We start from the raw sequence: 23,655 nt of genomic DNA, 5'->3' as shown, positions 1-23,655 counted from the left end.
GGCTTACCCACCACCGCCGGCCGCCGTCGCACCCGGCGGCCGGGAACTGTCGCCACGCCGGCTCGACCCGGCCGGGGGCGAGCCGCTCGACAAGTTGCAGCAGGTGCTGCAGGACGCGGCCGGCGCCGCGCCGCCCGGGGAACCCCCGTAAAACACGATCGGGCACAGTGTCGAAGCAATTCTTTTTCACAGGCGGCCATGCGCCGCGTCGGCAGGTCCTAGCGTGGTGCGCGGGTCGGGCGGGGATGGACGAGCCGTCCGTGGGCCACGAGAGACCCGTGTTGCTTGAGGCGGTGTGTGCGGATGCCGACCTCGTAGCTGAGGATCTCCTCGACCTGCCCGAGTTCTTCACTGAGGTATCGGTACAGATCGTCGGTGTCTCGGCAGATGGCAATCGCTATCAGGTTTTTGGATCCACTCGTAGCGCCGGCGAACGCGATCCGGCTATGCGCCGCGATACGCTCGCCGGCACGCTGTATGTCTTTGGGCGCCAACGTCAGCCACAGCATGGCGCTGAGCTGGTGGCCGAGTCGCTCGGGCAACACATCGACGTCGTAGAGCAGCGCACCGGAGGCCTCCAGTGCCGCGAGCCGCCGGCCCACTCGCGCCACCGACCAGCCGGTGCGGGCCGCGAGCCGCGACTGCGGCGTGCGGCCGTCCTCGGCGAGGGCATCGAAAATCGGTCGGTCTTCGGCAGTGGGCAGGGACGGCTGAACGCAGGCCGCCGGTCCGGTGCGGTCGGCCAGGATGTGTTCGGCTTGCCGGTCAGACAGCGTGTGGCCGTAGCCGGTCCACGGTGCGCGTGCCGGGTCGCCGAACGAACGCAACAGCAGGTCGATGGTGATGTCGGTGACCAAGGCCGCTCGCGGGAGTCGCCGCAGGAGATCCTCCCGCGTATCGCCGAGGGGTGCGCGGATGACGCACACGAGATCGGTCCATCCCGTCAAGACGTTGGCGTGCGACACGTCTGGCCGGCGCACCAGCGCGTCGGCCAGCTGCGGTATGTGGTCGGGTGCGGCGCGTATCCGGCACACCCAGTTCGCTTCCTTGTCCGCCCACCGGTTTTCCAGCCCGACGACGCGCACCACCCCGTCGCGGCGCAGCCGGTGGTAGCGGCGAGCCACCGTTTGCTCACTGGCCCCGACCACGGCGGCGATCCGGCGAAACGACACCCGGGGCGCCAGCTGTAGGGCATGCAGAATCTGCGCGTCCAGCGCCTTGATCATGAGGAAAAGTATGCGCCATCGGCCGCTATCTGGGCATATCTCATCAGTTTGGCCGGAGCAATCGCCAGATCGATGCCGGCGCTGCGAGCGTGATTCCATGCGGCTGACAGGCAACACGGTTCTGGTCACTGGCGGCGGGAGCGGAATCGGCCGCGGCCTGGCCGAAACCCTGCATCGAGCGGGCAACCAGGTCGTGATCGCCGGACGCCGCTACCGCAAGTTAAGGGCCGTCGCCGACGCCAACCCGGGCATCGCCTGCCGCCACCTGGATCTGGCAGAGCCGGACAGCATCACGCGGTTGGCCTCCGAACTCACTGAGACTCACCCCGGCTTGAACGTCCTGGTCAACAACGCGGGTGTCATGCACACCGAGGATTTGCGCACCGGTTCTGCTGCGACGGCTGAGATCGCCCAACTGACGGTGGCAGTCAATTTGCTGGGGCCGATGCGGCTCACCGCGGCGCTGCTTCCCGTCCTGCTCGCCCGTCCGCAAGCCGCGATTATCAATGTCACCTCGGCTTTGGCTTTCGTGCCCAAGGCGGCCGCACCCACCTACTCGGCGACCAAGGCCGCCTTGCACTCCTACACGCAGTCGCTGCGCCGTCAATTGCGTCGGACCCCGGTTCAGGTGATCGAGATCATCCCGCCGCGGGTCGATACCGACATGCTCGCCGGCCAAGGCCACGGTCCCGATGTGATGTCCTTGGATGCCTTTGTAGCCCACGCCTTTTCGTTGCTGCAGAGTCAGCCCGACGCCGCAGAAGTCGTGGTGGATGCCGCCAAACGGGTGCGGTTCGCCGCCCGCGACGGCCGGTACGACGACATCTTCGATGCCGTGAACGCTAAGGAGTGAATACAAGTGCACATCGGAATCGGACTGCCCAGCCATATCGCGCACGTGCCAGGGAGGCTGATCGCCCAGTGGGCCTGCCAGGCCGAGCAGCGCGGCTTCGCCAGTCTGGCCGCCATCGACCGGCTGGTATACGAAAGCCTCGACTCGACCGTCGCGCTGTCGGTGGCCTCGGGTGCGACCACCGGCATCGGGTTGATGACCAACGTGCTTTTGGCTCCGTTGTATCCGGCGGCACTGCTGGCCAAGCAAGTCACCACCCTCGCCCACGCCTCCGCCGGCCGGTTCACCCTCGGCCTGGGCGTTGGGAGTCGACCCGACGACTACACCGCTGCCGGCGTCGACTACCGGCGGCGCGGGCGCATCCTCGACCAGACCGTGGCGCTGCTGCGCGACGCGCGCGACGCCAAAACCGTCACCGGCGACAAGGCGCTAAGTCCCGCGCCGGTGCGGGTTCCAATCCTGTTTGGTGGACGGGCGGACGCGACGATTCGCCGCGCCGTGACCATCGGCGACGGGTGGACCGCCGGGGCGCTGCGCGACTACGCCAACCAATCCGTGTTCGCGGACCGGGTACGTGCAGCCTGGACGGAGGCGGGCCGATCGGGGCGCCCGCGGCTTGAGGCCAGCGTCAACTTCGCCTTCGGTGACGCCGACACGGTCGCCGCCGGTCGCGCGCACCTGCAGCGCTACTACGGCTTCAAGCCCGACTACGCCGCCCTCAATGTCGCGGACATGCTCAGCTCTCCCCGGGACGCGGCACAGACCGTGCACGCCTACCGCGACCTAGGCTTCGACGGACTCGTGTTTTACCCCTGCGTCCCCGATATCGACCAGATTGACCGCCTCGCCGAAGCGGTCCTGCCATGACAACCCTTGCTACGCAGGGGAATTCGCTCCACTCAAGAGTCTCGGAAGCCGTATATCCATGCCGTCAAACCTGGGTGGTGGCAAACGGTCGCGTCTCTTGGCCCGCCAAGGCGATGAAGTTGTACACCGGTGTGGTGTCGTAGGTGTAGTGAGCCGCGTTGGGGCCGGCCGCCAAAAACATTCCGCCGTTGTAGATCGCTTCTGTTATGGAGATGATCTCCTCCACCGAGGTGGCGGGGTTCACCAGCTTCAACGCATCACGAAGGATCGCGAAAATGTTTGGGGTGTTGGCGTTTTGGACGATGTTGTAGATCTGTGTCTCGATCACGCCTGGGCCCGCCTCGGCTGTCCACGGGTCGGGACCGACCGGGGCATCCGCGTAGATGTCGTTGCCGACCCCGATGGTGTTGACGAACTCTCCCCAGAAATGCCTGACCGGCGTGAGCAGGTGCGGCGCAACGTCGGCCGGCGTCATGCAGGCGGGGCCTGCGATGCCGCCGGTGACGACGCCGTCGACGTCGGCCGGCATCGGCCATCCGGCGAACTGGTTGCCGGAGGCGAACCCCGGTAGCCTGAGCGGATTGCCCCAGACGCCGACTGCCACAATGCGATTCGCTATCTGCGGATTCAGCCACGCTATCGTGTGCAGGAATTGGCATACGACGATGGCGCCTTGTGAGTACCCGAGCAGGATGATGGAGCTCTCCGGGTAGGACGGCGCGCCGTCGGGTGGATTGATTTGTGTGCAAAGCCTATTGAGCTCGGCGACACCGGCGTCGACGCTCGGACCCATGGGGAACGCGCTCGCCGGATAGTTGCCGACGGGCTGCCAGTAGAACAGATCCGGAAAGGCCGCCGCCAGCGCGGCGGCGACACCGGCGGGCTGCGGTGGCGCGGTGTTCCACATGTCGACGCCGGTTCCCGATACGGTCATCACTATGTGCGGCATCATGCACCTTCCCCTCGTGTCGAAACGCCGATCAGCGTTCGATGGTGGCCCTGCGATGGCCTTACGAGGAATTTCCGAGATCGTCGAACTGGTCGTCGACCAGCGCGTTCGGGAATCGCCACGCCGGGCCCTGGGCCTGACCGGATGCCTTCCAGCGTACGCGGCTGACGCGGCCTCTCAGCCCGTTGCGTGGGCCAGATCGATGGCGAACTGATTCACGAAGGTTCCCGCGGGCGGGTCGCCCTTGCCGCATGTTCCGTCGGACTCACCGGGACGCTTGATCCACAAGTAGGCGTCGGCGTGGGCGCCCGAGGTCGCGGTGGTCGGGGGAGTGCCCAGTCCGCGGCCGCTGGGGTTGCACCAGTTGAGCCCGGAGTCGGGTGCCGGCCCGGCGCCGTTGCGCGACGTGTCGATCACGTAGTGCGAACCGTTCGTGAGCCCCGAAATCGCCTCCCCGTAGCCGATTTCGTCCGCGGTGGAGTAGAAGTTCGCGGTGTTGAGGCTGAAGCCTCGCGCCCGGGCGACGTCGACCTTGTTGAGCCGGCTGGCCATGTCCTCGGCGCTATGCCAGCGTAGGTGACCGCCGTCGACGTACACGGCCGCGGCCGGATTGCGCGTCAGGGTGTCGACGGCGTAGCGGATCAGGTCGTAGCGTTCTTCGCGCTGGTCGGCCGGGAGGCAGTCGGCCATGGCCAGGGCATCGGGTTCGAGGATGATCGCCGCCCGCGAAGCGCCCACCCCCGAGGCGATGCCGTCGATCCACCCGCGGTAGTCGTCGGCCGTCGCCATGCCGCCCGCGGCAAAGCTGCCACAGTCGCGGTGCGGGATCCCATAGATCGCCAGCACCGGGATCGCGCTGGCGGCCTGCGCGTCGCTGGTGTATTTCCCTACCGTGGCCGCCGACGAGCCCGGGACGATCCAGTACGCCTGCGGTGTGTTGGCGATGGCGGTCAGCTCGGGGCTCGGCGGATCGGCGTGCTGCGCGGCGCGCATGGCCGCCGAGTCGGGATTCACATAGAAGGGCGCGCCGGCCAAGGGGTTGGCGTCGTCGGCCAACCGCACCGAGGGACCCGCCTGGTCGCCAACAAAGCTCATGCCAACCGCGGCCGCCACGACGAGGGCGGGGGCGATCCACCGTGCGGCCGCCCCAGCAGCTGAGGACATCACCTCAGGGAAAGTAGTGCTCGAGACCAATAAGCGCCAATCGTCGACGGCGGGGCGGCTTATCGGGGCAGCACGGCCTCGATGGCGCTGACGACCTCCGGGGCGTCTGGCGCGGTGCGCGGCCGAAACCGGTTGACCACCTCACCGCCGGGGGCGATCAGAAATTTCTCGAAGTTCCATTGAATGTCTCCCGCTTCACCGTTGGAGTCGGCGGCCTTGGTCAGCTCGGCGTAGAGCGGGTGGCGGTCGGCGCCGTTGACGTCGGTCTTGGCCAGCAACGGGAAGGTGACCCCGTAGGTGGTCGAGCAGAACTGCCGGATTTCCTCGGCCGTGCCCGGCTCTTGGCCCATGAACTGGTTGCAGGGGACGCCGACGACGGTCAGGCCACGGTCGCGATAGTCCCGGGCCAGCTTCTCCAGTGCCGTGTACTGCGGGGTCAACCCGCACTTGGAGGCGACATTGACGACGAGCGTTGCGCCGTCGGACAATTCGGCCAGAGTGGTCGGCTTGCCATCGAGGGTGGTCAGGGCGATGTCTTTGAGGCTCACATCGACGACGCTAACACTGCCGATCTGAGCCTCCGCAACCCTGGATCGTGGCCGGCGGCGGGCTAGATTACCCGTATGCGCATTGATCGCCTGGTGGGTGTGGTCCTGTCAATCCTGACCGCGGGGGTACTGTTGGCGGCCCCGGCCGGGGCGCAACCGCCGTCCAAGCTGACCGACCACATCACCGACAACAGCGGGGCGCTGACGGACTCCGGTCGGGCGGCGGTCAGCTCGGCGGTCGACCGGCTCTATCACGACCGGCACATTCAACTGTGGGTCGTCTACGTCGACAACTTCTCCAGGTTCAAACCCGACAACTGGGCCGACAAAACCCGCAGCGCCAGCGGGATGGGTGACCACGATGCGCTGCTGGCCGTGGCCACCAACACCAGGCTGTACGCGTTCACCGTGTCGCCGACGGTGGCCGGTCTCACCACAGACGACCTAAACAGTCTGCGCAGCAGAGAAATTCAAGCGGCCGTCAACAACAAAGATTGGAGCGGAGCCGCGGTCGCGGCGGCAAACGGTTTGAACAAAACGCCAGGCTCAAAGTCGATCTGGCCGCTGATCGCCGTCGGCGTCGGCGTGGTGGTCGCGGTCGTCGTCGTGGTGGTTCTCGTGCTCTATCTCGTGCGTCGCCGCCGGCGCGCCCGACGGGTCGAACCGAGCGGCGGGCAGGTGGGCGTCGGCGGGGGCGATCATTCGTTGGCGCAGGCGTTGTCCACCGCGGACGCCCGTTTGCGCCAGATCTCCGATTACGTCGCCCGGCATCACGGCAGCGTCGGCGCCGAGGCCCGGGCCCGGCTCGAGGAGACGAAGCGGTATTTGGCGGCGGCGCGCGGCACGCAAACAAGCAACGAGGCCGACGCGATCGCCTACGCCAACAGGGCATCGACGTTGGCCGCTCAGGCTCAAACGCTGGCAAACGCCGACGTGCTGGGCGCGCACGGCAAGACACGACGTCGAGGCACCGCATCAACGCGTTGATGGTGGTCTACGAAAGACGCTGAGGTTGCGGCCGTTACGAATGGCCCGCCGCTTAGGTCTACCCTCGACAAGGTACGAGGAAAGGTGCGCCATGCTCGCAGCGTTCGGATTCGAAAACTTGGGCGTCGTGGTCGGAGACATGTTCTTCGTCGACCCGACCCCCCTCGCCGGTCAGGAAACCCCGGAGCGGGGCGTCAGACTGGAACTCCGCCTCATCGACCGAGCCGAGCCGCAGGGGTCCATCTACGCCGGCATCCCGATCGCCTTCAACCGCCCGGTGTGGCGGGTGGATCTTTTCGGCTCCACCGAGAGCCCGCCGGGCACGTTGGACCGGGCTCACCACCACCCGCGATTCGACGGGTGGGAGCCCGGGCGCCGACACTTCGTTCCCGAGCTGTCGGCCGACCCGGTGTCGTGGCTGGCCGGTCAGCTGGCCGACCCCGACGCGGTACTCACCCGGGCGGGCGTGGCCCCGGACGAAGTCACCGACGTCGACAGGAAGGGCCTCGTCGCGGCGGCGCCTGAGATCGTCGCCGCGGTCAAGCGGATGCTCGACGGCGTGCGTGACGGGACATTGGCCCCCGCCCCCGCCGAGCCGGTCGCCGCCGCGCGCACCGGCTGGCTCTGATCGACGACGGGCGCCACGCTCGGGTTGGGGCGTTGTCTTTCGGAGGACTACGTCTGACTGAGCTCGTCGAACTTCGCGAGCGCGGCGTCGAGGTCTGCGTCGTCGACGATTTCGCAGCGGTTTACGACGTTCTGGTCGACGGTCATCAGTTCGATCCCACGCCACTCGGCGTCGAAACCGCTATGTGAAACGTCGTGCGCGGCATGGGAACACACCGCTCCCCGGTCGGTCAACCGATGCACGGTCTGGATGTAGAATCTGAGCTCCGGCGCAAGTTCCCACAACGAACGCAGGGACGCATTCAGACGGCGGCCACACGCGGGCAGCCCGTGGGCGGAGGCCGCGAGCCTTCGCCCGCATCTTAGTAGGGGTTTCATGTTCGAGCGAAAGTTGAACCGCGCCACCGACATTGCGGTCGAGCTGGTGAACACGACAACAGTGCATCTCGGACGCGTCGTCGGTTTCGTCTACACGGCACTCGGCCGCACGGCCCGCGAGCTCACCGAGATGGTGTGGGATTACCGCGACTTGGCCGGCGATGTGCGCAGGTCCCACCCGCCCCGCGAGCGCGAGCACGATGCCGTGGTTCTCGAGCTGCGGCGGCTCAGCTGACCTAGCGGTCAACTCTAACGGGTTGTGGCCGAACCGATCCCGTCATTGCTCGACGGCGGCGGCGATTTTGGCGACGACATCGCCGGCCTGGTTGGCGGTGTCGAATCCGCACCATAGCGTGTCGATGACGATGTTGTTGCGCACCCCCATCGCGCGCTGGCAGGCGAAACCCTTCCCGCCGCTGAGGGTTTGAACGATGCTCAGCGAGGTGTCGGTGGCGGTCAGCGTGCCAAAGGTCCACACGGCGGGATCGTCACCGGGCTGCGTGATCGTCAGCGCCCGGTCGGCGCAGCCGGCCCACCGCGGCTTGGCTTTGGCGAAAAACTGCTGGGTCAAGCCGGCGTCGCCTAACCGGACAACGGCTTGGAGCAGCGCGTGCTTGTTCTGATCCCGAGAGCGCGCGTTGTCGAGGAACTGGCCTTCCAGGGCCACCCAGCCGCTGTCCCGGTAGATTTCGGCCTCGATCGGTGAATAGGCATCCAGGCAATTCCGATCGGACACCGTGTCCTCGCTGTGCGACATCTCAGAAATCGGCCGGCGGACCGCCATGGTCGTTGTCTGTCCGACCGCGTTGACGTCGCCGGCGCTGAGCAACAGGCTGGCCAGGCGGGCGTTGAGGATGTGCGGGGGCTGCCAGTGCCCCAGATCCGGGGCGGCCACCGGGCGTCCGGTGGCCGACACCGTGCACCCGTTCAGCGCCAAAGCCATCGCCGCCGCGGCCACCAGGGCCCAGCCCGCGCGGCGGAGCGTGCGCGCGGCGGCCACACCATTGGATGCGTTTCTCAACATTGCAGTCATCGTCGTTCTCCCGTCCGGCCGTCCATCAGAGCGCAACGCCGCAATCGATATTTAAATTCGCTGCGGAGCCGTTTTTCTGGCCGGCGCCGGCCAGTGCCGAGGCGGGAACCGGCGAAACCGGCCAGGCATGAACGTGGCGTTGGACACAGGTTTCGAACATGCGTGCGATGGTTATCTATACCGGCGGAGGTGACGACATGACTGAGCACATGCGGCAGGCGCCGGGCACACGTGGCGCAGGAAGCCGGACGAGAGGTTCCCGACGACATGACCAAGGCACAAGCGTCGGAGCTCATCGACGAGTTGCAGCAGCAGACCGGACGCGGTGGCTGACGGCTCGGGAGCGGGATCGTCGGTCTACGCCCGACAGCGACGCCGGGTCGGCCGACGGGGTCGGGGAGGCCGGCCCCGGATTCGGCGGCCACGAAGTCACCTTCGAGATCGCCGGGACCTAGCCCCTAACCGGAGGGTCGGTCGCGGGCGCGTCGGCCGTCTCGTGGTGGGAAGCCTTCGGCGCGACGTCGCGGAACCTGACGCTGACCCGCTGAGAGGCCTTGACGCGCTCGGCTTTTGCCTTTTTCGTGTACGTCTTACGGTCGGCCTGCGTGAGGTCGGCGTCGTCGGTGAACGGAGTGAGCAACGCGCGGGGGTAAAGCCGTTCCACCAGAACGACATTGATCTCGGCGCACAGCACCAGCGCCATCGATATCAGGTAGAGGAAGGCCAGCAGCCCGAGCACAAGGGCGAAGACGCTGTTGGTGGCGCTGGCCGTCTTCACCGTGTGCCGAATGTAGCCGGCGCCGAACCACTGCAGGAACTGCCAGACGATGGCCGCCGCGACCGCTCCCGGCCACACCTGGCGATACGTCAGGGGGCGCGCAGTGATCACCCGAAACACCACCGCGCAAATCAGCGCGTTCATCGCCACGGTGACCAGCGCGAGTCCGATCTTGCCGAGGGCACCCAGCGCGCCGGTGGCCTGGCCGACGGCGGACAGGACTGTGACGGTGATGGCCGCCGAACCGAGCAGCAAGAGCAGAAGCAGGCTGCGTAGGCGTGAGCGGAACGGATCGGGGCGGTTGTTCCTGGGGACGGCCCACACCGAGTCCATCGCGTTCTGCACCGCCTGGCCGACGCCGAGGCCGCCGTAGAGCGCGCCGACGATGCCGACGATCACGGCCACGGCGCCGCCGCTGAGCCCTTCGGGCTGGTGCAGCTGGCCGCCGATGACCGGGAATTGGCTCAGCGTGCTGTGCAGCACCTGCTCCTGCAGGTCGGGGCGGCCGGCCAGTATTACCCCGAGTCCCGTGGTCAGCAGCAGCAGTAGCGGGAACAGCGACACGAACCCGTAGTAGGCGATCAGCGCGGCGAGGTAGCCGCCCTGGTCGTCGAGGTACTTGTAGATGACCGCGACGATCACGCCGACGACGCGGTTGCGTCGCTGCAGCCTGTCCAGCCAGCCGACCATCGGCCCTCACTTCGTCCGCGCACGAGACACCCGGTCAATGCGATGGCGAGGTCATACCCGTATTCGTCGACCGGCAATCCGCTAAACCGCTTTCAGAGGCCGTGGCCAACACCGCGAATCGAAAGGACCTTCTCACCCCGCGCGCTCGGCGGAGCCCCATTTCTCTTCGACACGGGCGTAGCGCCAGACGAGCAGAGCGGCCGCCCACGTGACGACGAAGATTCCGACGATGAGGAAGCCGACGCTGTTGAGGTCGAGGCCACCAAGCCATTCCCAGAACGGGCCGCGCCAACCGAGTTGGGCGGCGAACAGGCCGAGCAGCTCGATGCTTCCGATCACCAGGGCGATCGCCACCGACAGCCCGGTGATCGTGAGGTTGTAGTAGATCTTGCGCACCGGGTGCGAAAAGGCCCAGCCGTAGGCGAAGTTCATGAACGTGCCGTCGATCGTGTCGAGGAGGCACATGCCGGCGGCGAACAACGTGGGCAGGCACAAAATGGCGTACCACGGCAGTCCGGCCGCGACGCTGGTGCCGGCCAGCACCAGCAGCGCAACCTCGGTGGCGGTGTCAAAACCGAGGCCGAACAACAGCCCGATGGGATACATGTGCCAGGACGTGGTGATCGATCGGGTGAAGCGTCCCAGGACGCGGTTGAGCGCCCCGCGATTTTGCAGTTGCCGTTCGAGCTCGGATTCGTCGTAATTGCCGCGGCGCGCTCGGATGAACACTCGCCAGATGCCCACCAACGCGACGACGTTCAAAAGCCCGATCACATACAAGAACGCCCCGGAGACGCTGCTGCCGATCAGGCCGCTGTAGTGGTGCAGCGTCGACGAGTCGTCTTCGAGGGGGCCAATGACGGTTCTGACGCCTGCGGCCAGCAGCAACGCCAGCGCAAACACGACCGTGGAGTGCCCCAGCGAGAAGAAGAAACCAACGGCCAGGGGACGCTGTCCGTCGTTCATCAGCTTGCGGGTGGTGTTGTCGATGGCGGCGATGTGGTCGGCGTCGAAGGCGTGCCGCAGCCCCAACGTATAGGCCGTGACGCCGACCCCGATACCAAATGCCTTGCCGCCCAGGCTCAGTCGTCCCGGGTCCACCGCGAAGATCAGCGTCAGCCAGCCGGCCAGATGCAGCGCGACGATCACCGCCGACATCGACGACAGGCGCCACCAGTCGGCTGGGCCCAACGATGCCCGCAGCCGGGACAGGGGCGGCGGGCGTCGGTCGGGCGTGCCTTTGACCATGTCGCGGCTCCTCGAGGATAGGCGGCAAAGCGTGTCATCACGACCGTAACGACGCTCGCAATGTACATGCAATTGATTCGCAAAAGTGGCGGGTCACGGCGAGCGGCCGGTGGGGCCGCCGCGAGGATCACCACCGCAGCACAATCCGGTGACCGGAGACCGGCCGAGCTGCGCCTGTTTGGGGCTGCCCCGACCCGTCGAATTCGCTCAAACGCTGGCCGGACGAGGGCCGACAAGGATTAAATCGGTACGAAGGACTCACCGGAAGGGGGCCGGCATGACGACGACCGCGAGATTCCCGACCACGAGGAACGTGCTAATGCGTTGCGGTGTCGGCGCTTTCGCCCTGGCGCTGGCGGCATTGCCGGCGACGGTGGTGGCCGGTGCGGCGGTCGCCCACGCGGACGACCCGTGCGCGCCCGGCTGGGTGTGGAGCCCCAACCTGAACCAATGCGTGTTCTGGCTGCCGACCGTAAACGGTCCTGGAGGACCGGGTGGCCCAGGCGGCCCGGGTGGACCCGGCGGTCCCGGGGGACGGGGTGGTCCGGGCGGACCGGGTCCGCGCTAGCGACGTTGGCCGGCGCCGAGAAATGACCGAAGCGCAACGCCGAGGGCTCAACAACGCCGTCACCCGGATGTGGAGCTTCCTCGCTCCCGCCTATGACCTCCCTTTGCTGCAGCGGTGGGTTTACCGACCGCCACACGACGAGGTGATCGCGCAGCTGCGCGACCACGGAGCCCGCAGGATCGCTGATATCGCCTGTGGTACGGGCATTCTCAGCGATCGGATCGAGCGAGAGCTGCACCCGGAGGAGATCTACGGCATCGACATGTCCGACGGCATGCTCAACCAGGCCCGTGCGAGATCCGAACGGGTGACATGGCTGCGTGCCCCGGCCGAGAAGCTGCCCTTCGACGACGGGGTCCTCGACGCGGTCGTGACGACGTCGGCGTTCCATTTCTTCGACCAGCCGGCGGCGCTGCGCGAATTCCACCGCGTGCTGCGCTCCGGCGGACTGCTGGCCGTGTCGGCCCTGAGCACCCGGCAACCGAAGCTACAGGCGCCGTCGTCGCAGCGGTGGAAGCCGCAGCACAACGCGTCGCCGGCCGAGATGCGGTCGATGTTCGACGGCGCCGGGTTCGCCATCAGCGATCAGCACCGGATCCGGCGACCGGCCTGGGCCAGGATCGTCTCGGACCTGATCACCGTTGGTACCAAGCGCTAACCCTGGGCCGATCGGCGGCTTGCTTCGAGCGGACGACGTCGCCGGCCGATTAGACGCCGACGGCCGCCTCGCCGATCGACGAGGCGGCCGTGGCGTGGGCCCTGGACCTCCCTTGGGTTTACAGCGGGATCCAGACCCCGAAGAACCAGAAGCCCCACTGGTTGAATCCGGGATCCCAGACGGGCGTTTCCTGGTAGCCGTAGTAGTTGATGGGCCCGTAGCCCCACGCGCCACCGGGTGGCGGAAGCGGTCGGTCCCACGCCGGCCGCGGCGGCGCGCCCCAGCCCCACGGTGCGGGGCCGTCTCCCCACGGGGCGCCGTGGAAGTAACCGCGCTGCGGGTCGCCGTGCCACGCGCCGCCCGGTCCGCCCGGTCCGCCGGGCCCGCCCTGGTGATCGGGTGGCGGTCCGCCCGGGCCACCGGGGCCGCCCGGGCCACCGGGGCCGCCCGGATGGTCGGGTCCGCCGCCGTGACCTCCCGGTCCGCCCGGAGGTCCGCCCGGGCCGCCGGGCCCACCCGGGCCGGGTCCGCCGGGCCCGCCCGGTCCGCCGGGGTTACCCGGCGCCTGCGGGGCGTGGAAGTTTGCGGGCGCAGGCCCGGCGTGATTACCCCCTGGACCCGGCGATTGCGGCTCGGGAGCGGCATTCGCCAAACCGGCGCCTACCCCCAACGCCGCCGCGCCCAGGGCTCCGGCGACGGCGCCGCCGGCGATCAGTTGCTTTAGCTTCATGGTCCTTCACCTTCGAATAGTGGAGTTCCTGAACCCCCCAACACCAACGACATTAGAAAGCTTATCTATGGATCCGCTGTGATTGCCCCATGCAGAACCTTTCCCGGCCCGCTCACGGGAGGACGCACAAGCTTTGGGAAGCCTATCTTTGCTGGTAGGTGGCGGTTTCGCGGTCTATCGTGGGGGCCGTGTCAGCTAGGTCTCATCCCGCCGAACCGCATGTCGGGTCGGTGGCGGCGAAGCTGAACTGGTTGCGCGCCGGGGTGCTGGGCGCCAACGACGGCATTGTCTCCACGGCGGGCATCGTCGTCGGTGTGGCCGCCGCCGCAGTTGCACGCGGCCCCATACTGACCGCCGGGGTCGCCGGGCTCGCCGCCGGCGCCGTGTCGATGGCCCTGGGGGAGTACGTCTCCGTCAGCACCCAGCGCGACACCGAGCGGGCGCTCCTGCACAAGGAGGTTCAGGAGTTGCGCGACGATCCTGCCGCGGAGCTGGACGAACTCGCCGCCCTGTACGAAGCGAAAGGCCTGACGCCGGCGACCGCGCGCACGGTGGCCGAGGAGCTCACCGACCACAACCCCTTGCTGGCCCACGCCGAGGTGGAACTGGGCATCGATCCCGAAGAGCTGACCAACCCGTGGCAGGCGGCGCTGTCGTCGGCGCTGTCGTTCACGCTGGGCGCCTTGCTGCCGTTGATCGTGATCTTGGCGCCGCCGACGGCGTGGCGGATCCCGGCCACCGTGGTGGCGGTGCTCCTGGCGTTGTCGGTCACCGGGGCGGTGTCGGCCGGATTGGGCGGAGCGCCGCAGGGCCGCGCGATGCTGCGCAACGTCATCGGCGGTGGTCTCGCCTTGGCGGTCACCTATGCGATCGGCCATGTGGTGGGCGCCGCGATCGCGTGAGCGCCCGGCGCCACGGCAGGGACTGGAACCGAAACTGTAATATCTACCGTTGCCTCCTGGGCCACCGACGATGTGGAGAGTCGCGCCTTGACGGAAACGAAGATCGAGTCCGATGACGTCGGCTCGGCGGCGCCCGTGCCCTATTTTGTACGCGACGGAAGCCGTTACGCGCCAAGCCAAATCGCGCGGGGCGGCTGGGGTCCATCGCTGAGCGGTCATGTCGTTGGCGGCCTGCTGGGTTGGGCGCTCGAGCGCACGGTCGACGACCCGCAACTGCAGCCCGCGCGACTCACCGTCGACCTTCCCGCGCCCGCGGCGCTGAAACCGATAACGGTGCAGACCCGAATCCGTCACGACCGCCGGCGACTCAAACTGGTCGAGGCGGTTCTCATCCAGGACGACGCCGAGGTCGCGCGGGCGAGCGCCCTGTTTCTGCGCCGCGGCCCCCAGCCCGACGGACAGGTCTGGTCCCAACCGGTGCAGCTGCCGCCGCTGCCCGTCGACGACGGCGACCAGCCGTCGCTCTTTTTGCGGACCTACGGCTGGGGCGCCGAGATCCAAAACCCCGATCCCGACTGGGCCGACAAGTTCGGCCCCAAATACACCTGGCTGCACGAGATGCGCCCGTTGATCGACGGCGAACCCCTTAGCGCGTTCACCCGCGCGGCCATGGCCGCCGACGTCACGGCATCGATCGCGAACTGGGGCACCAACGCGTTGGAATTCATCAACGCCGACTACACCCTGACGCTGAGCCGGCTGCCCGAGGGATCCCACCTCGGCCTGGCCTCGCTGACGCACTACAGCCGCGACGGCGTGGCCACCGGTTCGGCCGTCCTCGTGGATCGGCAGGGCCCCATCGGCAATTGCGTGTCCGTCGCGATAGCACACTCCGGGTTTCGTCCACCGTCCGAGCTGCCGGCCGGATGACCGGCGGGCGGGGCGCCACCTTCTGGGGGCTGATATCCGATGCGGCGCAACGCCATCCGGACCGGTTGCTCCTCGCCGACGAGTACGGCCGCAGCCTGACCGCCCGCCAGTTCCGTGATCACGCATGCGCGACCGCCGCCGCGTTCGCCCAACGCGGCATCGGTGGCCGAAGCGTGGTGTCCTGGCAGCTGCCCACCACGTTGGAAACCATGGTCGTCCTGGCCGCGCTGGTCCGCCTTGGGGCGGTGCAAAACCCGATCATCCCGGCACTTCGCGAACACGAAGTCGGCTTCATCACCGCCCAACTCGCCACGGATTTCTTTGTCGTGCCCCGGCTTTGGCGCGGGTTCGACCACGGCGGGCTGGCGCGCGCAGTGGCGGCCGAGCGTGGATTCCAGGTCATCACCGTCGACCTGGAAACGCCGCCCAGCTCGGGCGCGCTTCGGCTGCCGCGAGCTAGCGCCGACGCCCTCGGCCCGCCACCGGGGGCCTCGCGCGACGCCCGATGGGTCTACTACTCGTCGGGAACCACCGCCGCGCCCAAGGGGATCCGCCACACCGATGCGTCCGTGGTCGCCGGCGCGGCGGGCCTGGTGCACACCATCGGCATCACCGCCAGCGACGTCGACCCGATCGCCTTCCCCGTCGCGCACATCGGCGGGGCCGTGATGCTGGCCGCCGCGCTACTGACCGGCATGCGCTTGGCGCTCTTCGAGGCGTTCGATCCCGCCACCACACCGTTTTCCATCGCGGCGCACGGTCCGACGTTCCTGGGCACCGCGACGCCCTTCTTTGTCGGGTTTCTCGACGCCCAGCGGGCCCACGGCGACGGGCCGCTGTTCGGCTCGCTGCGGGGTTGCCTCGCCGGTGGCGCGCCCATCACCGCCGAACTCGGGCGACAGATCCGCGAAACCTTCGGTCTGCCGGGCATCGCCAACGCGTGGGGCCTCACCGAATTTCCGGTGGCTGCCTCGCCGACGCTTTCCGCGGCCCCCGAGGTGCTCGACCACACCGTCGGAGCGCCGACGCCCGGGGTCACGGTCCGCGTGGTCGACAACTCCGAACGCGAGCTGCCCGTCGGCCAGGAGGGCGAGTTGCGGCTCAAGGGACCGCAATGCTTCCTCGGCTACGCCGATGCATCGCTCGACGCCGACGCGTTCGACGACCAAGGATGGCTGCGCACCGGCGATCTCGGGCTCGTCGACAGCGACGGCAACGTCCGGGTCACCGGTCGCATCAAGGATGCGATCATCCGCAACGCGGAGAATGTGTCGGCCCTCGAGGTCGAAAACGCGTTGGCCACCCACCCCGCGGTCGCCGACGTCGCGGTCATCGGGGTGCCCGACCCCCGCACGGGCGAGCGCGTCTGCGCCGTCGTGGTGCCGGCGTCGCCCGACGCGGTGTCGTTGGACTCCCTTGTGCAGCATTGCCGTTCGCAGGGGCTGAGCCGTTACAAGCACCCCGAGCGCCTGGCGATCGTCGACGCGCTGCCGCGCAATCAATTCGGCAAGGTCATCAAAAAAGACCTGCGCGAAGCGTTCGGCTGACCGGCTGGGACCGCCGCCCTACAGCCCCTTCGGGGCGTCGCGGACGGCCTGTATCGCCGCCGCATCGCCCTCGAACTCGACCCGCGCCTCCCGCCCCACGGCGAACAGCAGCAGCTCCTCGGGAGCGCCGGTCACCACGACCGTGGGACCGCGACCCGCCGTCAGCACCGTCTTGCCCTCCGGGACGCGCAGGGCCACCCGGCCGGGGACCTTGGCCAGCGTCACGCGAGCCATCAGCGACAGGGTGCGGCGCAGCGACCGGCACAGCGCCTGTTCGAGCACCCGCGGCTCCCAGCCCGGCTGCGCGCGACGCACGTCCTCGTGGTGGATGAACATTTCGGCGACGTTGGCCACCGGGTCGAGCAGTTTGAACGGCGAGTAGACCGGCGGGCCAGACGCTACCTTGTCCACCAGGGCGTCCCAGTCCGTCTTCGAGGCCACCTCGTCTTGCACCTTGGCGGTATGCGCGGCGAAGAAGGGGATTATGATGCCCGGCGCGGCGTCGGGTCGGTGTTCCCGGATCACCAGGTGGGCGGCCAGGTCTCGGGTTTTCCACCCTTCGCACAGGGTGGGCGCGTCGGGGCCGACTCCGCGCAGGGTCTCGACCAGGGCGGCGCGCTCGCGTCGGGCAACGGACACCTGATATCCCTTCAGCTACGTCGGCTAAATTCAAATGATATGTGGTCGGAGGAAGTCTCATGAATGCTCGTGTCGAGCAGTTGGAGTTCCAGGCGGAGGCCCGCCAGCTGCTGGATTTGATGGTTCACTCGGTCTACTCCAACAAAGACTCGTTCTTGCGGGAGTTGATCTCCAACGCGTCCGATGCGCTGGACAAGCTGCGGCTGGAAGCGTTGCGCAACAAGGACCTCGACGTGGACACCTCGGATCTGCACATCCAGATCGAGGCCGACAAGGACGCACGAACCCTGACCATCCGCGACAACGGCATCGGCATGACCCGTGACGAGGTGGTCGACCTGATCGGCACGCTGGCCAAGTCGGGCACCGCCGAGCTGCGCCAGCAACTCAAGGAGGCGAAAAACGCCGGCGCCTCGGAGGAACTGATCGGCCAGTTCGGCATCGGCTTCTATTCGGTGTTCATGGTGGCCGACAAGGTCGAGCTGGTGACGCGCAAGGCCGGCGAGAGCGAAGCCACGCGGTGGGAGTCGAGCGGCGACGGCACCTACACCATCGAATCCATCGAGGACGCTCCGCAGGGAACGTCGGTCACGATGCACCTCAAACCCGAAGACGTCGAGAACGAGCTGCACGACTACACCGCGGAGTGGAAGATCAGGCACCTGGTCAAGAGGTACTCCGACTTCATCGCGTGGCCGATCCGGATGGAGGTCGAGCGCCGCACGCCCGCCTCTGAGGAAGAGGGCGGCAAGGAGACCGTCACGGTCGAAACCGAGACCCTCAACTCGATGCAGGCGCTGTGGGCCCGGCCCAAAGACGAGGTCTCCCACGAGGAGTACAAGGAGTTTTACAAGCACATCGCCCACGCGTGGGACGAGCCGCTCGAGGTCATCGCGATGAAGGCCGAGGGCACCTTCGAGTACCAGGCCCTGCTGTTCATCCCGTCCCAGGCCCCGCTCGACCTGTTCGACCGCGACGCCAAAATCGGCGTGCAGCTCTACGTCAAGCGGGTGTTCATCATGGGCGACTGCGACCAGCTGTTGCCCAGGTACCTGCGGTTCGTCAAGGGCGTGGTCGACGCGCAGGACCTGTCGCTCAACGTTTCGCGCGAGATCCTGCAGCAGGACCGCCAGATCAACGCGATCCGCCGGCGCCTCACCAAGAAGGTCCTGTCGACGATCAAGGACCTGCAAACCGAACGCCCGGACGATTACCTCAAGTTCTGGCGCCAATTCGGCAAGGTCCTCAAAGAGGGCCTGATGCTGGACTACGACAACCAGGAGACGCTGCTACAGGTTTCGTCGTTCGCCTCGACCCGCAGCGACGAAGAGCTCACCACCCTCGCCGGCTACGTCGAACGCATGAAGGACGGTCAGGAGCAAATCTTCTATGCCACCGGCGAGTCGCCACAGCAGCTCCTGAACTCCCCGCACCTCGAGGCATTCAAGGCCAAGGGCTACGAGGTTCTGCTGCTCACCGACCCCGTCGACGAGATCTGGGTGGGAACGGTGACCGAGTTCGACGGCAAGCCGCTGCAGTCGGTGGCGAAGGGCGAGGTCGATCTCGGTGGCGAAGAGGACAAGAGCGAGGCCGAACGCGAGGAGCAGCAAAAAGAGTTCGCCGACCTGCTGACCTGGTTAAAGGAGACGCTGAGCGACCACGTCAAGGAGGTGCGGCTGTCGAATCGGCTGACCGAGTCGCCGGCCTGCCTGATCACCGACGCCTTCGGCATCACACCGGCGCTGGCGCGCCTCTACCGCGCCTCGGGCCAGGACGTTCCGGTCGACAAGCGGATCCTGGAACTCAACCCCAAGCACCCCCTCATCACCGGCCTGCGGGACGCCCACAAAGAGCGCGCCGACGACGCCTCCGTCGCCGAGACCGCCGAGTTGCTCTACGGCACAGCGCTTCTGGCCGAAGGCGGCGCGCTCGACGATCCGGCGCGGTTCGCCGAGCTGCTCGCCGACCGGCTGACGCGCACCGTGTAGACCGCCGTTGGCGCTTGGCCGCACTAGTCGGCGGGCTTCGAATGCGATTGAATTCGTGCTGGAAAGGATATTCAGTCGCATGCCCAAGTTCCGGATCGTCGACCCACACGGCGGGGTGGTCGCGACCAAGCATTTCGAAAGCGCCGAGGACGCGCACGCCTGGTTCACGGCCTCGATCGGCAGTTCGGAGCTCGGTTGGCGCATGGAGGTCGACGACGACGGGCAGTGGGCCTTTTTCGATGACACCGAGGGGTTCACCGCCCCGGTCAGCCACCACCATCCGACGCCGACCGTGCGGCCGCGGAATCGGCGCTAAGCGACCACCAAATCCGATTCCGCGGTACAACGCGCGTCGATTGGCGTTTTGGGAACGGCGATTCGGATTCGACGGCTACCTCCGGCGGGACCTGCCCGCGGCAGGCGCCGGGGTCGCGGCGTCGGCGCCTCGCGACAGGAAACGGTGCAGCAGTTCGCCGGTGTCGAGTAGGTGCCTGGTGACCAACGACTGCGCCGCCGCAACGTCGCCGCGGCGAACCGCCTTGAGCAGTGCCACGTGCTCCCGGTCGGACTCCCCCTTGTATGACGGCAGCCCGAACTTGAGCCGCAGGTAGCGTTCCCCGCGTTCGTGCAGCATGCCGATCATCGCCAGGAGTTGGGGTCGCGCGGCGGGCTCGTAGAGGCTGCGGTGGAAAGCCTCGTTGCGGGCCACGTACAGCGACGGCTCGGTTTCGGCCGACGCCGCCTTGCACAGCTCCTCGGCGTGCCGCAGCGACTCCGGCGTGTGAGCGGGGATCGCCAGCCCGATGGCCAGACTCTCCAGCGCGGCGCGGATCTCGTAAATCTCTCGCGCCTCGTCGGCGGACAGCGGCGCCACGGTGGCGCCCTTGTTCATCTCGACTTTGGCCCAGCCCTCGCTCTCCAGCTGACGCAGGGCCTCGCGGACCGGAATGGCGCTCACCGAGAAGTGCCGCGCGATGGCGTCTTGGCGCAGCGGGGTGCCGGGGGCCAGGGTGCCGTCGACGATCGCCGCACGCAACGCATTGGCGATCAGTCGTGGGGTGCTGCCCCGTTCGGCGAGCGACAGCGCGGCGGGTAACCCACCGAGCGCGTTGTCCGACGGCGAATGACCTGTTACGCTCATCACTATATTATATACAATGTGACGCGGAACCAACGCGAAGCCGGACCGGCTTGGCGGATAGGCGATTTCGGCGGTCGTGCCGCCGTGTCAGCGGAAGGCGCCAGATGACTGCTACGACGGAACGGGCCGGTGTCGCGAGGCGTCGCACGCCCCTCAATTGTTCCCAGATCGCCGGGTTCTGGGGAGCCTGGGCGGGCTGGACGCTCGACGGGATGGATTCGTTCATCTACGCGTTGGTGCTCACCCCCGCGCTCACCGAATTGCTGCCGCGGTCCGGCGTCTCCGCGACATCGAGCAACGTCGGCCTCGCCGGGTCGATCTTGTTTGCGCTGTTCCTGGTGGGCTGGGGCCTGTCGTTCATCTGGGGTCCGATCGCCGACCGCTTCGGGCGGACCAAGGTGCTGGCCGCAACGATCCTCACGTTCGCGATCTTCACCGGGCTTTCCGCTGCGGCGCAGAACGTCTGGGAGCTGGCGGTCTTTCGCTTCATCGCCGGCGTGGGTATCGGCGGCGAGTGGGCGCTGGCGGGGACCTACGTGGCCGAGGCGTGGCCGGAGGACCGGCGCAAGATGGGCGCCGGCTACCTGCAGACCGGCTATTACGCCGGCTTCTTCTTGGCGGCGGCGCTCAACTACACGATCGGCGTCCATTTCGGTTGGCGCGCAATGTTTCTGACCGGTGCGGTGCCGATCGTCGTCGCCATCTTGATCCTGACCCGGGTGAAGGAAACCGAGAAGTGGGAAAAGCTCGAGCCCGACGCCACCGTCCGCACCAAGCCGCTGCGCGAGATTCTCGGGCCGCGCTACCGGCGCCGTACCTGGGTGGCGTGCGCGCTGCTGACCATAGCCATCGTGGGGTTGTGGGCCGGCGCCGTCTACGAACCCACCGCGGTCATTCAATTGGCGCAGCATGCCGGTTTCGACAAGGGCGGTGCCACAAAGACCGCGTCCTGGGCCACGGCGCTGTTGTCGGTCGGCACCATCCTCGGTTGCCTGCTCGTCCCGGCGCTCTGCGAACGCGTGGGTCGCAGAAAGACGCTCGCCATTTACTTTGGCGGAATGGCGGTTTCGATCGCCGGCAGCTTCGGCTGGGCGTTTTACCTGCCCAGCGGGCTGGCGCCGTTCATCGCGTGGCTATTCGTCCTCGGTTTGTTCGGCGGCAACTTCGCGATCTTCAGCCTCTGGTTGCCCGAGCAGTTCGAGACCCGCGTGCGCGCGACGGCGTTCGCGTTCTGCACCTCGTTCGGCCGTTTCGTCGGCGCCGGCGTGAACTTCCTGCTCGGCGCGGCGATCCTGCATACCCGCACGCTGGGCCTGCCCGTCGCGCTTACCGCGGTCGCATTCGTGATCGGGCTGTTCGTCATTCCGTTGGCACCCGAGACGCGCGGCGAGGAGCTGCCTCAATAGGGCGCGGGTCAATGGCCGCTTTGGTGCAGCCCGAACACGATGTCGCGGAAGGTAATTCGGTTATGCGCAAGTATCGTGGCTTGGCCGGTTCGGCCGCCAGAGCGCACGCCGCAGGCGCGGTGAAGGGAGCATGTCTCCGGCGCGGCACCACAAAGGACGCGAACCGGCTGCCGGTGTCGAGGACCGAGACCAGCGCCGTTCCCGACACGCAGTAGGTGAGCTCGTTGGCGTTGGCGTGCCAGTGCGGGGTCCGCATCACGCCGGGGTTGATCAGCAACCGCTTGATGGACAGGCCCTTCAGGATCGGGAAGGTGTCGGCCTGCGTGTGATCGAACCCAGGTCGGACTCCTCGACGATTTCGCCCTCTGTCAGCGATGCGACGTGCTTGCTTGTCTGCGTGAGCATTTCGTCCCTCCTCCGGTGGATGTCTCGGCGCCCGCCTTTACGATGCGGGCGAGTGACCCTGGCCGTCCAACACCGGTTTTGATGCGGTGATCACTGTCGCTTATCGAGCCGCTGTCGCGGCCGCAGACCGGCGGAACTTAGCCCGTTACTATTGGCATTACGGTATTTGATACGATTCGCGGCGTCGCACCGCCCACACAACTTCTGAGGTAGAACATGCCAACACCCGTGATCGTCGGAGCCGCCCGGACGGCTATCGGCCGCTCCTTCAAGGGCACGCTGGTCAACACGCCGCCCGAGGTGCTGATCACCACCGTGCTTCCCGAGGTGGTGCGCCGGTCCGGCGTCGACCCGTCCGCCATCGACGACATCATCTTCGCCGAATCACATTACGGGGGCGGGGATTTGGCGCGATACGCGGCCGCCGCCACGGGTATGGAGGACATTCCCGGCCAGTCGGTGAACCGGCACTGCGCCGGCAGCCTGACCGCCATCGGCAACGCCGCGGCCCAGATCGGCTCCGGGATGGAGCGGGTGCTCATCGCCGGCGGCGTGCAGTCGCTGTCGATGACGCCGCTGATGAACCAGCGCATTCCCGGCCCCGAACTGAAGTTCGAGGAGCGGTGGATGCCACCCACGCACGTCGAGGCGCCGGACGCCCCCACGAAGGATATGTCGATCACCGTGGGCTGGAACACCGCGCAGGCCGTCGGCATCACCCGCGAGGAGATGGACGCATGGGCGGCCCGGTCGCATCAGCGCGCCATCGGGGCGATCGACGCGGGCAAGTTCGTCGACGAAATCGTTCCGCTCAAGATCACCCAGCCCGACGGTTCGGTGACCGAGTTCGCCGTCGACGAGCACCCCCGGCGCGACACCACCGTCGAGAAGCTCGCCGGGCTCAAGGTGCTGCACCCCGAGATCGAGGGATTCTCGATCACGGCGGGCAACAGCAGCGGCACCAACGACGCCGCGGCGGCCGTCGCGCTCGTGGACCGCGACTACGCCGCCGCCGAAAAGCTCAACGTGATGGGAACCGTCAAGGCGTGGGCCGCGGTCGGTGTGGCGCCGAGGGACACCGGGCTGGGCGCCGTCAAGGTGATCGGCAAGGTGCTGCAGCGCGCGGGACTTTCGGTCGGCGACGTGGCGCTGTGGGAGATCAACGAGGCGTTCGCCTCCGTGCCCATCGCGGCGTGCCGGGAGTACGGCATCGATGAGGAGAAGGTGAACTTCTCCGGCAGCGGCTGCAGCCTGGGCCACCCCATCGCGGCCTCGGGCGCGCGCATGGTCACCACGCTGACCTACGAGCTGGCCCGGCGCGGCGGCGGGATCGGCGTCGCGGCGATGTGCGCGGGCGGTGGCCAGGGCGGCGCCGTCGTCATCGAAGTCTGAG

General features: G+C 67.6%; 24 protein-coding genes and 2 pseudogenes. 14 read left to right on the top strand and 12 right to left on the bottom strand.

Features of this window, described 5'->3' with window-relative positions:
• Positions 1-218: 218 nt before the first annotated feature.
• Positions 219-1,226, bottom strand: a complete 1,008-nt coding sequence (locus AWC19_RS04955) for an Lrp/AsnC family transcriptional regulator (RefSeq protein WP_085076972.1) — start codon at positions 1,224-1,226, stop codon at positions 219-221.
• 97 nt (positions 1,227-1,323) lie between these two features.
• On the opposite strand from AWC19_RS04955, the gene AWC19_RS04950 reads away from it, so the two are divergent.
• Together AWC19_RS04950 and AWC19_RS04945 are read left to right on the top strand one after the other, a co-directional pair.
• A complete protein-coding gene (locus AWC19_RS04950; protein ID WP_085076971.1) occupies positions 1,324-2,079 on the top strand; it encodes an SDR family oxidoreductase in 756 nt (251 codons plus the stop codon).
• 6 nt (positions 2,080-2,085) lie between these two features.
• Positions 2,086-2,946, top strand: a complete 861-nt coding sequence (locus tag AWC19_RS04945) for an LLM class flavin-dependent oxidoreductase (RefSeq protein ID WP_085076970.1) — start codon at positions 2,086-2,088, stop codon at positions 2,944-2,946.
• 64 nt (positions 2,947-3,010) lie between these two features.
• On the opposite strand, the gene AWC19_RS04940 is transcribed toward AWC19_RS04945, so the two are convergent.
• The 3 genes from AWC19_RS04940 to AWC19_RS04930 form a co-directional block, all read right to left on the bottom strand.
• Complete coding sequence (locus tag AWC19_RS04940; RefSeq protein ID WP_158090833.1) at positions 3,011-3,895, bottom strand: cutinase family protein; 885 nt, start codon at positions 3,893-3,895, stop codon at positions 3,011-3,013.
• Between the two features lie 177 nt (positions 3,896-4,072).
• Positions 4,073-5,062, bottom strand: a complete 990-nt coding sequence (locus AWC19_RS04935; protein WP_142280994.1) for a glycoside hydrolase family 6 protein — start codon at positions 5,060-5,062, stop codon at positions 4,073-4,075.
• A 56-nt stretch (positions 5,063-5,118) separates the two neighbouring features.
• On the bottom strand, positions 5,119-5,607 hold the full coding sequence (locus AWC19_RS04930; RefSeq protein WP_085076967.1) for a glutathione peroxidase: 489 nt from the start codon (positions 5,605-5,607) through the stop codon (positions 5,119-5,121).
• A gap of 75 nt (positions 5,608-5,682) precedes the next feature.
• On the opposite strand from AWC19_RS04930, the gene AWC19_RS04925 reads away from it, so the two are divergent.
• Positions 5,683-6,594, top strand: a complete 912-nt coding sequence (locus AWC19_RS04925) for a TPM domain-containing protein (RefSeq protein ID WP_085076966.1) — start codon at positions 5,683-5,685, stop codon at positions 6,592-6,594.
• A gap of 91 nt (positions 6,595-6,685) precedes the next feature.
• A complete protein-coding gene (locus AWC19_RS04920; protein ID WP_085076965.1) occupies positions 6,686-7,222 on the top strand; it encodes a hypothetical protein in 537 nt (178 codons plus the stop codon).
• 47 nt (positions 7,223-7,269) lie between these two features.
• Here the strand turns inward: AWC19_RS04920 and AWC19_RS28850 are convergent, their stop codons facing one another.
• Positions 7,270-7,653, bottom strand: coding sequence for a hypothetical protein (locus AWC19_RS28850; protein ID WP_142280993.1), 384 nt, complete (start codon positions 7,651-7,653; stop codon positions 7,270-7,272).
• On the opposite strand from AWC19_RS28850, the gene AWC19_RS04910 reads away from it, so the two are divergent.
• Positions 7,646-7,834, top strand: a complete 189-nt coding sequence (locus AWC19_RS04910; protein ID WP_142280992.1) for a hypothetical protein — start codon at positions 7,646-7,648, stop codon at positions 7,832-7,834. The genes AWC19_RS28850 and AWC19_RS04910 overlap by 8 nt on opposite strands.
• A gap of 42 nt (positions 7,835-7,876) precedes the next feature.
• Here the strand turns inward: AWC19_RS04910 and AWC19_RS04905 are convergent, their stop codons facing one another.
• On the bottom strand, positions 7,877-8,623 hold the full coding sequence (locus tag AWC19_RS04905) for a sensor domain-containing protein (RefSeq protein ID WP_142280991.1): 747 nt from the start codon (positions 8,621-8,623) through the stop codon (positions 7,877-7,879).
• Positions 8,624-8,863: 240 nt separating this feature from the next.
• Between AWC19_RS04905 and AWC19_RS28845 the strand changes: the two are divergent.
• Positions 8,864-8,965: pseudogene (locus AWC19_RS28845) on the top strand (DUF3072 domain-containing protein); the annotation flags it as partial.
• A 118-nt stretch (positions 8,966-9,083) separates the two neighbouring features.
• Here the strand turns inward: AWC19_RS28845 and AWC19_RS04895 are convergent.
• Complete coding sequence (locus AWC19_RS04895; RefSeq protein WP_085076961.1) at positions 9,084-10,100, bottom strand: YihY/virulence factor BrkB family protein; 1,017 nt, start codon at positions 10,098-10,100, stop codon at positions 9,084-9,086.
• Between the two features lie 132 nt (positions 10,101-10,232).
• Positions 10,233-11,348: a Nickel transporter NicT gene (gene nicT / locus AWC19_RS04890; RefSeq protein ID WP_085076960.1), complete on the bottom strand. Its 1,116-nt coding sequence runs from the start codon at positions 11,346-11,348 to the stop codon at positions 10,233-10,235.
• 590 nt (positions 11,349-11,938) lie between these two features.
• Between nicT and AWC19_RS04880 the strand changes: the two genes are divergently transcribed.
• The gene (locus AWC19_RS04880; RefSeq protein ID WP_085076958.1) at positions 11,939-12,574 is read left to right on the top strand and encodes a class I SAM-dependent methyltransferase; all 636 of its coding nucleotides are present in this window, start codon (positions 11,939-11,941) and stop codon (positions 12,572-12,574) included.
• Between the two features lie 118 nt (positions 12,575-12,692).
• Here the strand turns inward: AWC19_RS04880 and AWC19_RS29565 are convergent, their stop codons facing one another.
• Complete coding sequence (locus AWC19_RS29565; RefSeq protein WP_158090832.1) at positions 12,693-13,304, bottom strand: chitin-binding protein; 612 nt, start codon at positions 13,302-13,304, stop codon at positions 12,693-12,695.
• A 188-nt stretch (positions 13,305-13,492) separates the two neighbouring features.
• On the opposite strand from AWC19_RS29565, the gene AWC19_RS04870 reads away from it, so the two are divergent.
• From AWC19_RS04870 to AWC19_RS04860, 3 genes are all read left to right on the top strand, one after another.
• On the top strand, positions 13,493-14,206 hold the full coding sequence (locus AWC19_RS04870; protein ID WP_085076979.1) for a VIT1/CCC1 transporter family protein: 714 nt from the start codon (positions 13,493-13,495) through the stop codon (positions 14,204-14,206).
• Positions 14,207-14,293: 87 nt separating this feature from the next.
• Positions 14,294-15,136: a thioesterase family protein gene (locus tag AWC19_RS04865; RefSeq protein WP_085076957.1), complete on the top strand. Its 843-nt coding sequence runs from the start codon at positions 14,294-14,296 to the stop codon at positions 15,134-15,136.
• Positions 15,133-16,683: a class I adenylate-forming enzyme family protein gene (locus AWC19_RS04860; RefSeq protein WP_085076956.1), complete on the top strand. Its 1,551-nt coding sequence runs from the start codon at positions 15,133-15,135 to the stop codon at positions 16,681-16,683. Before AWC19_RS04865 ends, AWC19_RS04860 begins: the two co-directional genes overlap by 4 nt.
• Before the next feature lie 18 nt (positions 16,684-16,701).
• On the opposite strand, the gene AWC19_RS04855 is transcribed toward AWC19_RS04860, so the two are convergent.
• On the bottom strand, positions 16,702-17,322 hold the full coding sequence (locus AWC19_RS04855) for a TIGR03085 family metal-binding protein (RefSeq protein WP_085076955.1): 621 nt from the start codon (positions 17,320-17,322) through the stop codon (positions 16,702-16,704).
• A gap of 59 nt (positions 17,323-17,381) precedes the next feature.
• Here AWC19_RS04855 and htpG point away from each other — a divergent pair, with 59 nt between their 5' ends.
• The gene (gene htpG, locus AWC19_RS04850) at positions 17,382-19,310 is read left to right on the top strand and encodes a molecular chaperone HtpG (protein WP_085076954.1); all 1,929 of its coding nucleotides are present in this window, start codon (positions 17,382-17,384) and stop codon (positions 19,308-19,310) included.
• Between the two features lie 79 nt (positions 19,311-19,389).
• On the top strand, positions 19,390-19,626 hold the full coding sequence (locus AWC19_RS04845; RefSeq protein ID WP_085076953.1) for a hypothetical protein: 237 nt from the start codon (positions 19,390-19,392) through the stop codon (positions 19,624-19,626).
• A 75-nt stretch (positions 19,627-19,701) separates the two neighbouring features.
• Here AWC19_RS04845 and AWC19_RS04840 read toward each other — a convergent pair whose 3' ends face one another.
• Complete coding sequence (locus tag AWC19_RS04840) at positions 19,702-20,451, bottom strand: GntR family transcriptional regulator (RefSeq protein ID WP_085076952.1); 750 nt, start codon at positions 20,449-20,451, stop codon at positions 19,702-19,704.
• A 104-nt stretch (positions 20,452-20,555) separates the two neighbouring features.
• On the opposite strand from AWC19_RS04840, the gene AWC19_RS04835 reads away from it, so the two are divergent.
• Complete coding sequence (locus tag AWC19_RS04835) at positions 20,556-21,857, top strand: MFS transporter (RefSeq protein ID WP_085076951.1); 1,302 nt, start codon at positions 20,556-20,558, stop codon at positions 21,855-21,857.
• Positions 21,858-22,002: 145 nt separating this feature from the next.
• Here AWC19_RS04835 and AWC19_RS04830 read toward each other — a convergent pair.
• Positions 22,003-22,262, bottom strand: a pseudogene (locus AWC19_RS04830) (cupin domain-containing protein); the annotation flags it as partial.
• Positions 22,263-22,478: 216 nt separating this feature from the next.
• Between AWC19_RS04830 and AWC19_RS04825 the strand changes: the two are divergent.
• Positions 22,479-23,654, top strand: a complete 1,176-nt coding sequence (locus AWC19_RS04825) for a thiolase family protein (RefSeq protein ID WP_085076950.1) — start codon at positions 22,479-22,481, stop codon at positions 23,652-23,654.
• The last annotated feature ends 1 nt before the right edge of the window (position 23,655 follow it).

It is taken from the genome of Mycobacterium palustre, from assembly GCF_002101785.1.
Taxonomy (GTDB): domain Bacteria; phylum Actinomycetota; class Actinomycetes; order Mycobacteriales; family Mycobacteriaceae; genus Mycobacterium; species Mycobacterium palustre.
The sequence above is the reverse complement of the archived record's forward strand: the minus strand, read 5'-3'. Positions and strand labels throughout refer to the sequence as shown.

Bases quoted from the DNA above. Each gene is read 5' to 3' on its own strand.
- AWC19_RS04955 (WP_085076972.1), bottom strand. From the start codon at position 1,226: ATGATCAAGGCGCTGGACGCGCAGATTCTGCATGCCCTACAGCTGGCG.
- AWC19_RS04950 (WP_085076971.1), top strand. From the start codon at position 1,324: ATGCGGCTGACAGGCAACACGGTTCTGGTCACTGGCGGCGGGAGCGGA.
- AWC19_RS04940 (WP_158090833.1), bottom strand. From the start codon at position 3,895: ATGCCGCACATAGTGATGACCGTATCGGGAACCGGCGTCGACATGTGG.
- AWC19_RS04925 (WP_085076966.1), top strand. From the start codon at position 5,683: ATGCGCATTGATCGCCTGGTGGGTGTGGTCCTGTCAATCCTGACCGCG.
- AWC19_RS04920 (WP_085076965.1), top strand. From the start codon at position 6,686: ATGCTCGCAGCGTTCGGATTCGAAAACTTGGGCGTCGTGGTCGGAGAC.
- AWC19_RS04905 (WP_142280991.1), bottom strand. From the start codon at position 8,623: ATGTTGAGAAACGCATCCAATGGTGTGGCCGCCGCGCGCACGCTCCGC.
- AWC19_RS04895 (WP_085076961.1), bottom strand. From the start codon at position 10,100: ATGGTCGGCTGGCTGGACAGGCTGCAGCGACGCAACCGCGTCGTCGGC.
- nicT (WP_085076960.1), bottom strand. From the start codon at position 11,348: ATGGTCAAAGGCACGCCCGACCGACGCCCGCCGCCCCTGTCCCGGCTG.
- AWC19_RS04880 (WP_085076958.1), top strand. From the start codon at position 11,939: ATGACCGAAGCGCAACGCCGAGGGCTCAACAACGCCGTCACCCGGATG.
- AWC19_RS29565 (WP_158090832.1), bottom strand. From the start codon at position 13,304: ATGAAGCTAAAGCAACTGATCGCCGGCGGCGCCGTCGCCGGAGCCCTG.
- AWC19_RS04860 (WP_085076956.1), top strand. From the start codon at position 15,133: ATGACCGGCGGGCGGGGCGCCACCTTCTGGGGGCTGATATCCGATGCG.
- htpG (WP_085076954.1), top strand. From the start codon at position 17,382: ATGAATGCTCGTGTCGAGCAGTTGGAGTTCCAGGCGGAGGCCCGCCAG.
- AWC19_RS04845 (WP_085076953.1), top strand. From the start codon at position 19,390: ATGCCCAAGTTCCGGATCGTCGACCCACACGGCGGGGTGGTCGCGACC.
- AWC19_RS04840 (WP_085076952.1), bottom strand. From the start codon at position 20,451: ATGAGCGTAACAGGTCATTCGCCGTCGGACAACGCGCTCGGTGGGTTA.
- AWC19_RS04835 (WP_085076951.1), top strand. From the start codon at position 20,556: ATGACTGCTACGACGGAACGGGCCGGTGTCGCGAGGCGTCGCACGCCC.
- AWC19_RS04825 (WP_085076950.1), top strand. From the start codon at position 22,479: ATGCCAACACCCGTGATCGTCGGAGCCGCCCGGACGGCTATCGGCCGC.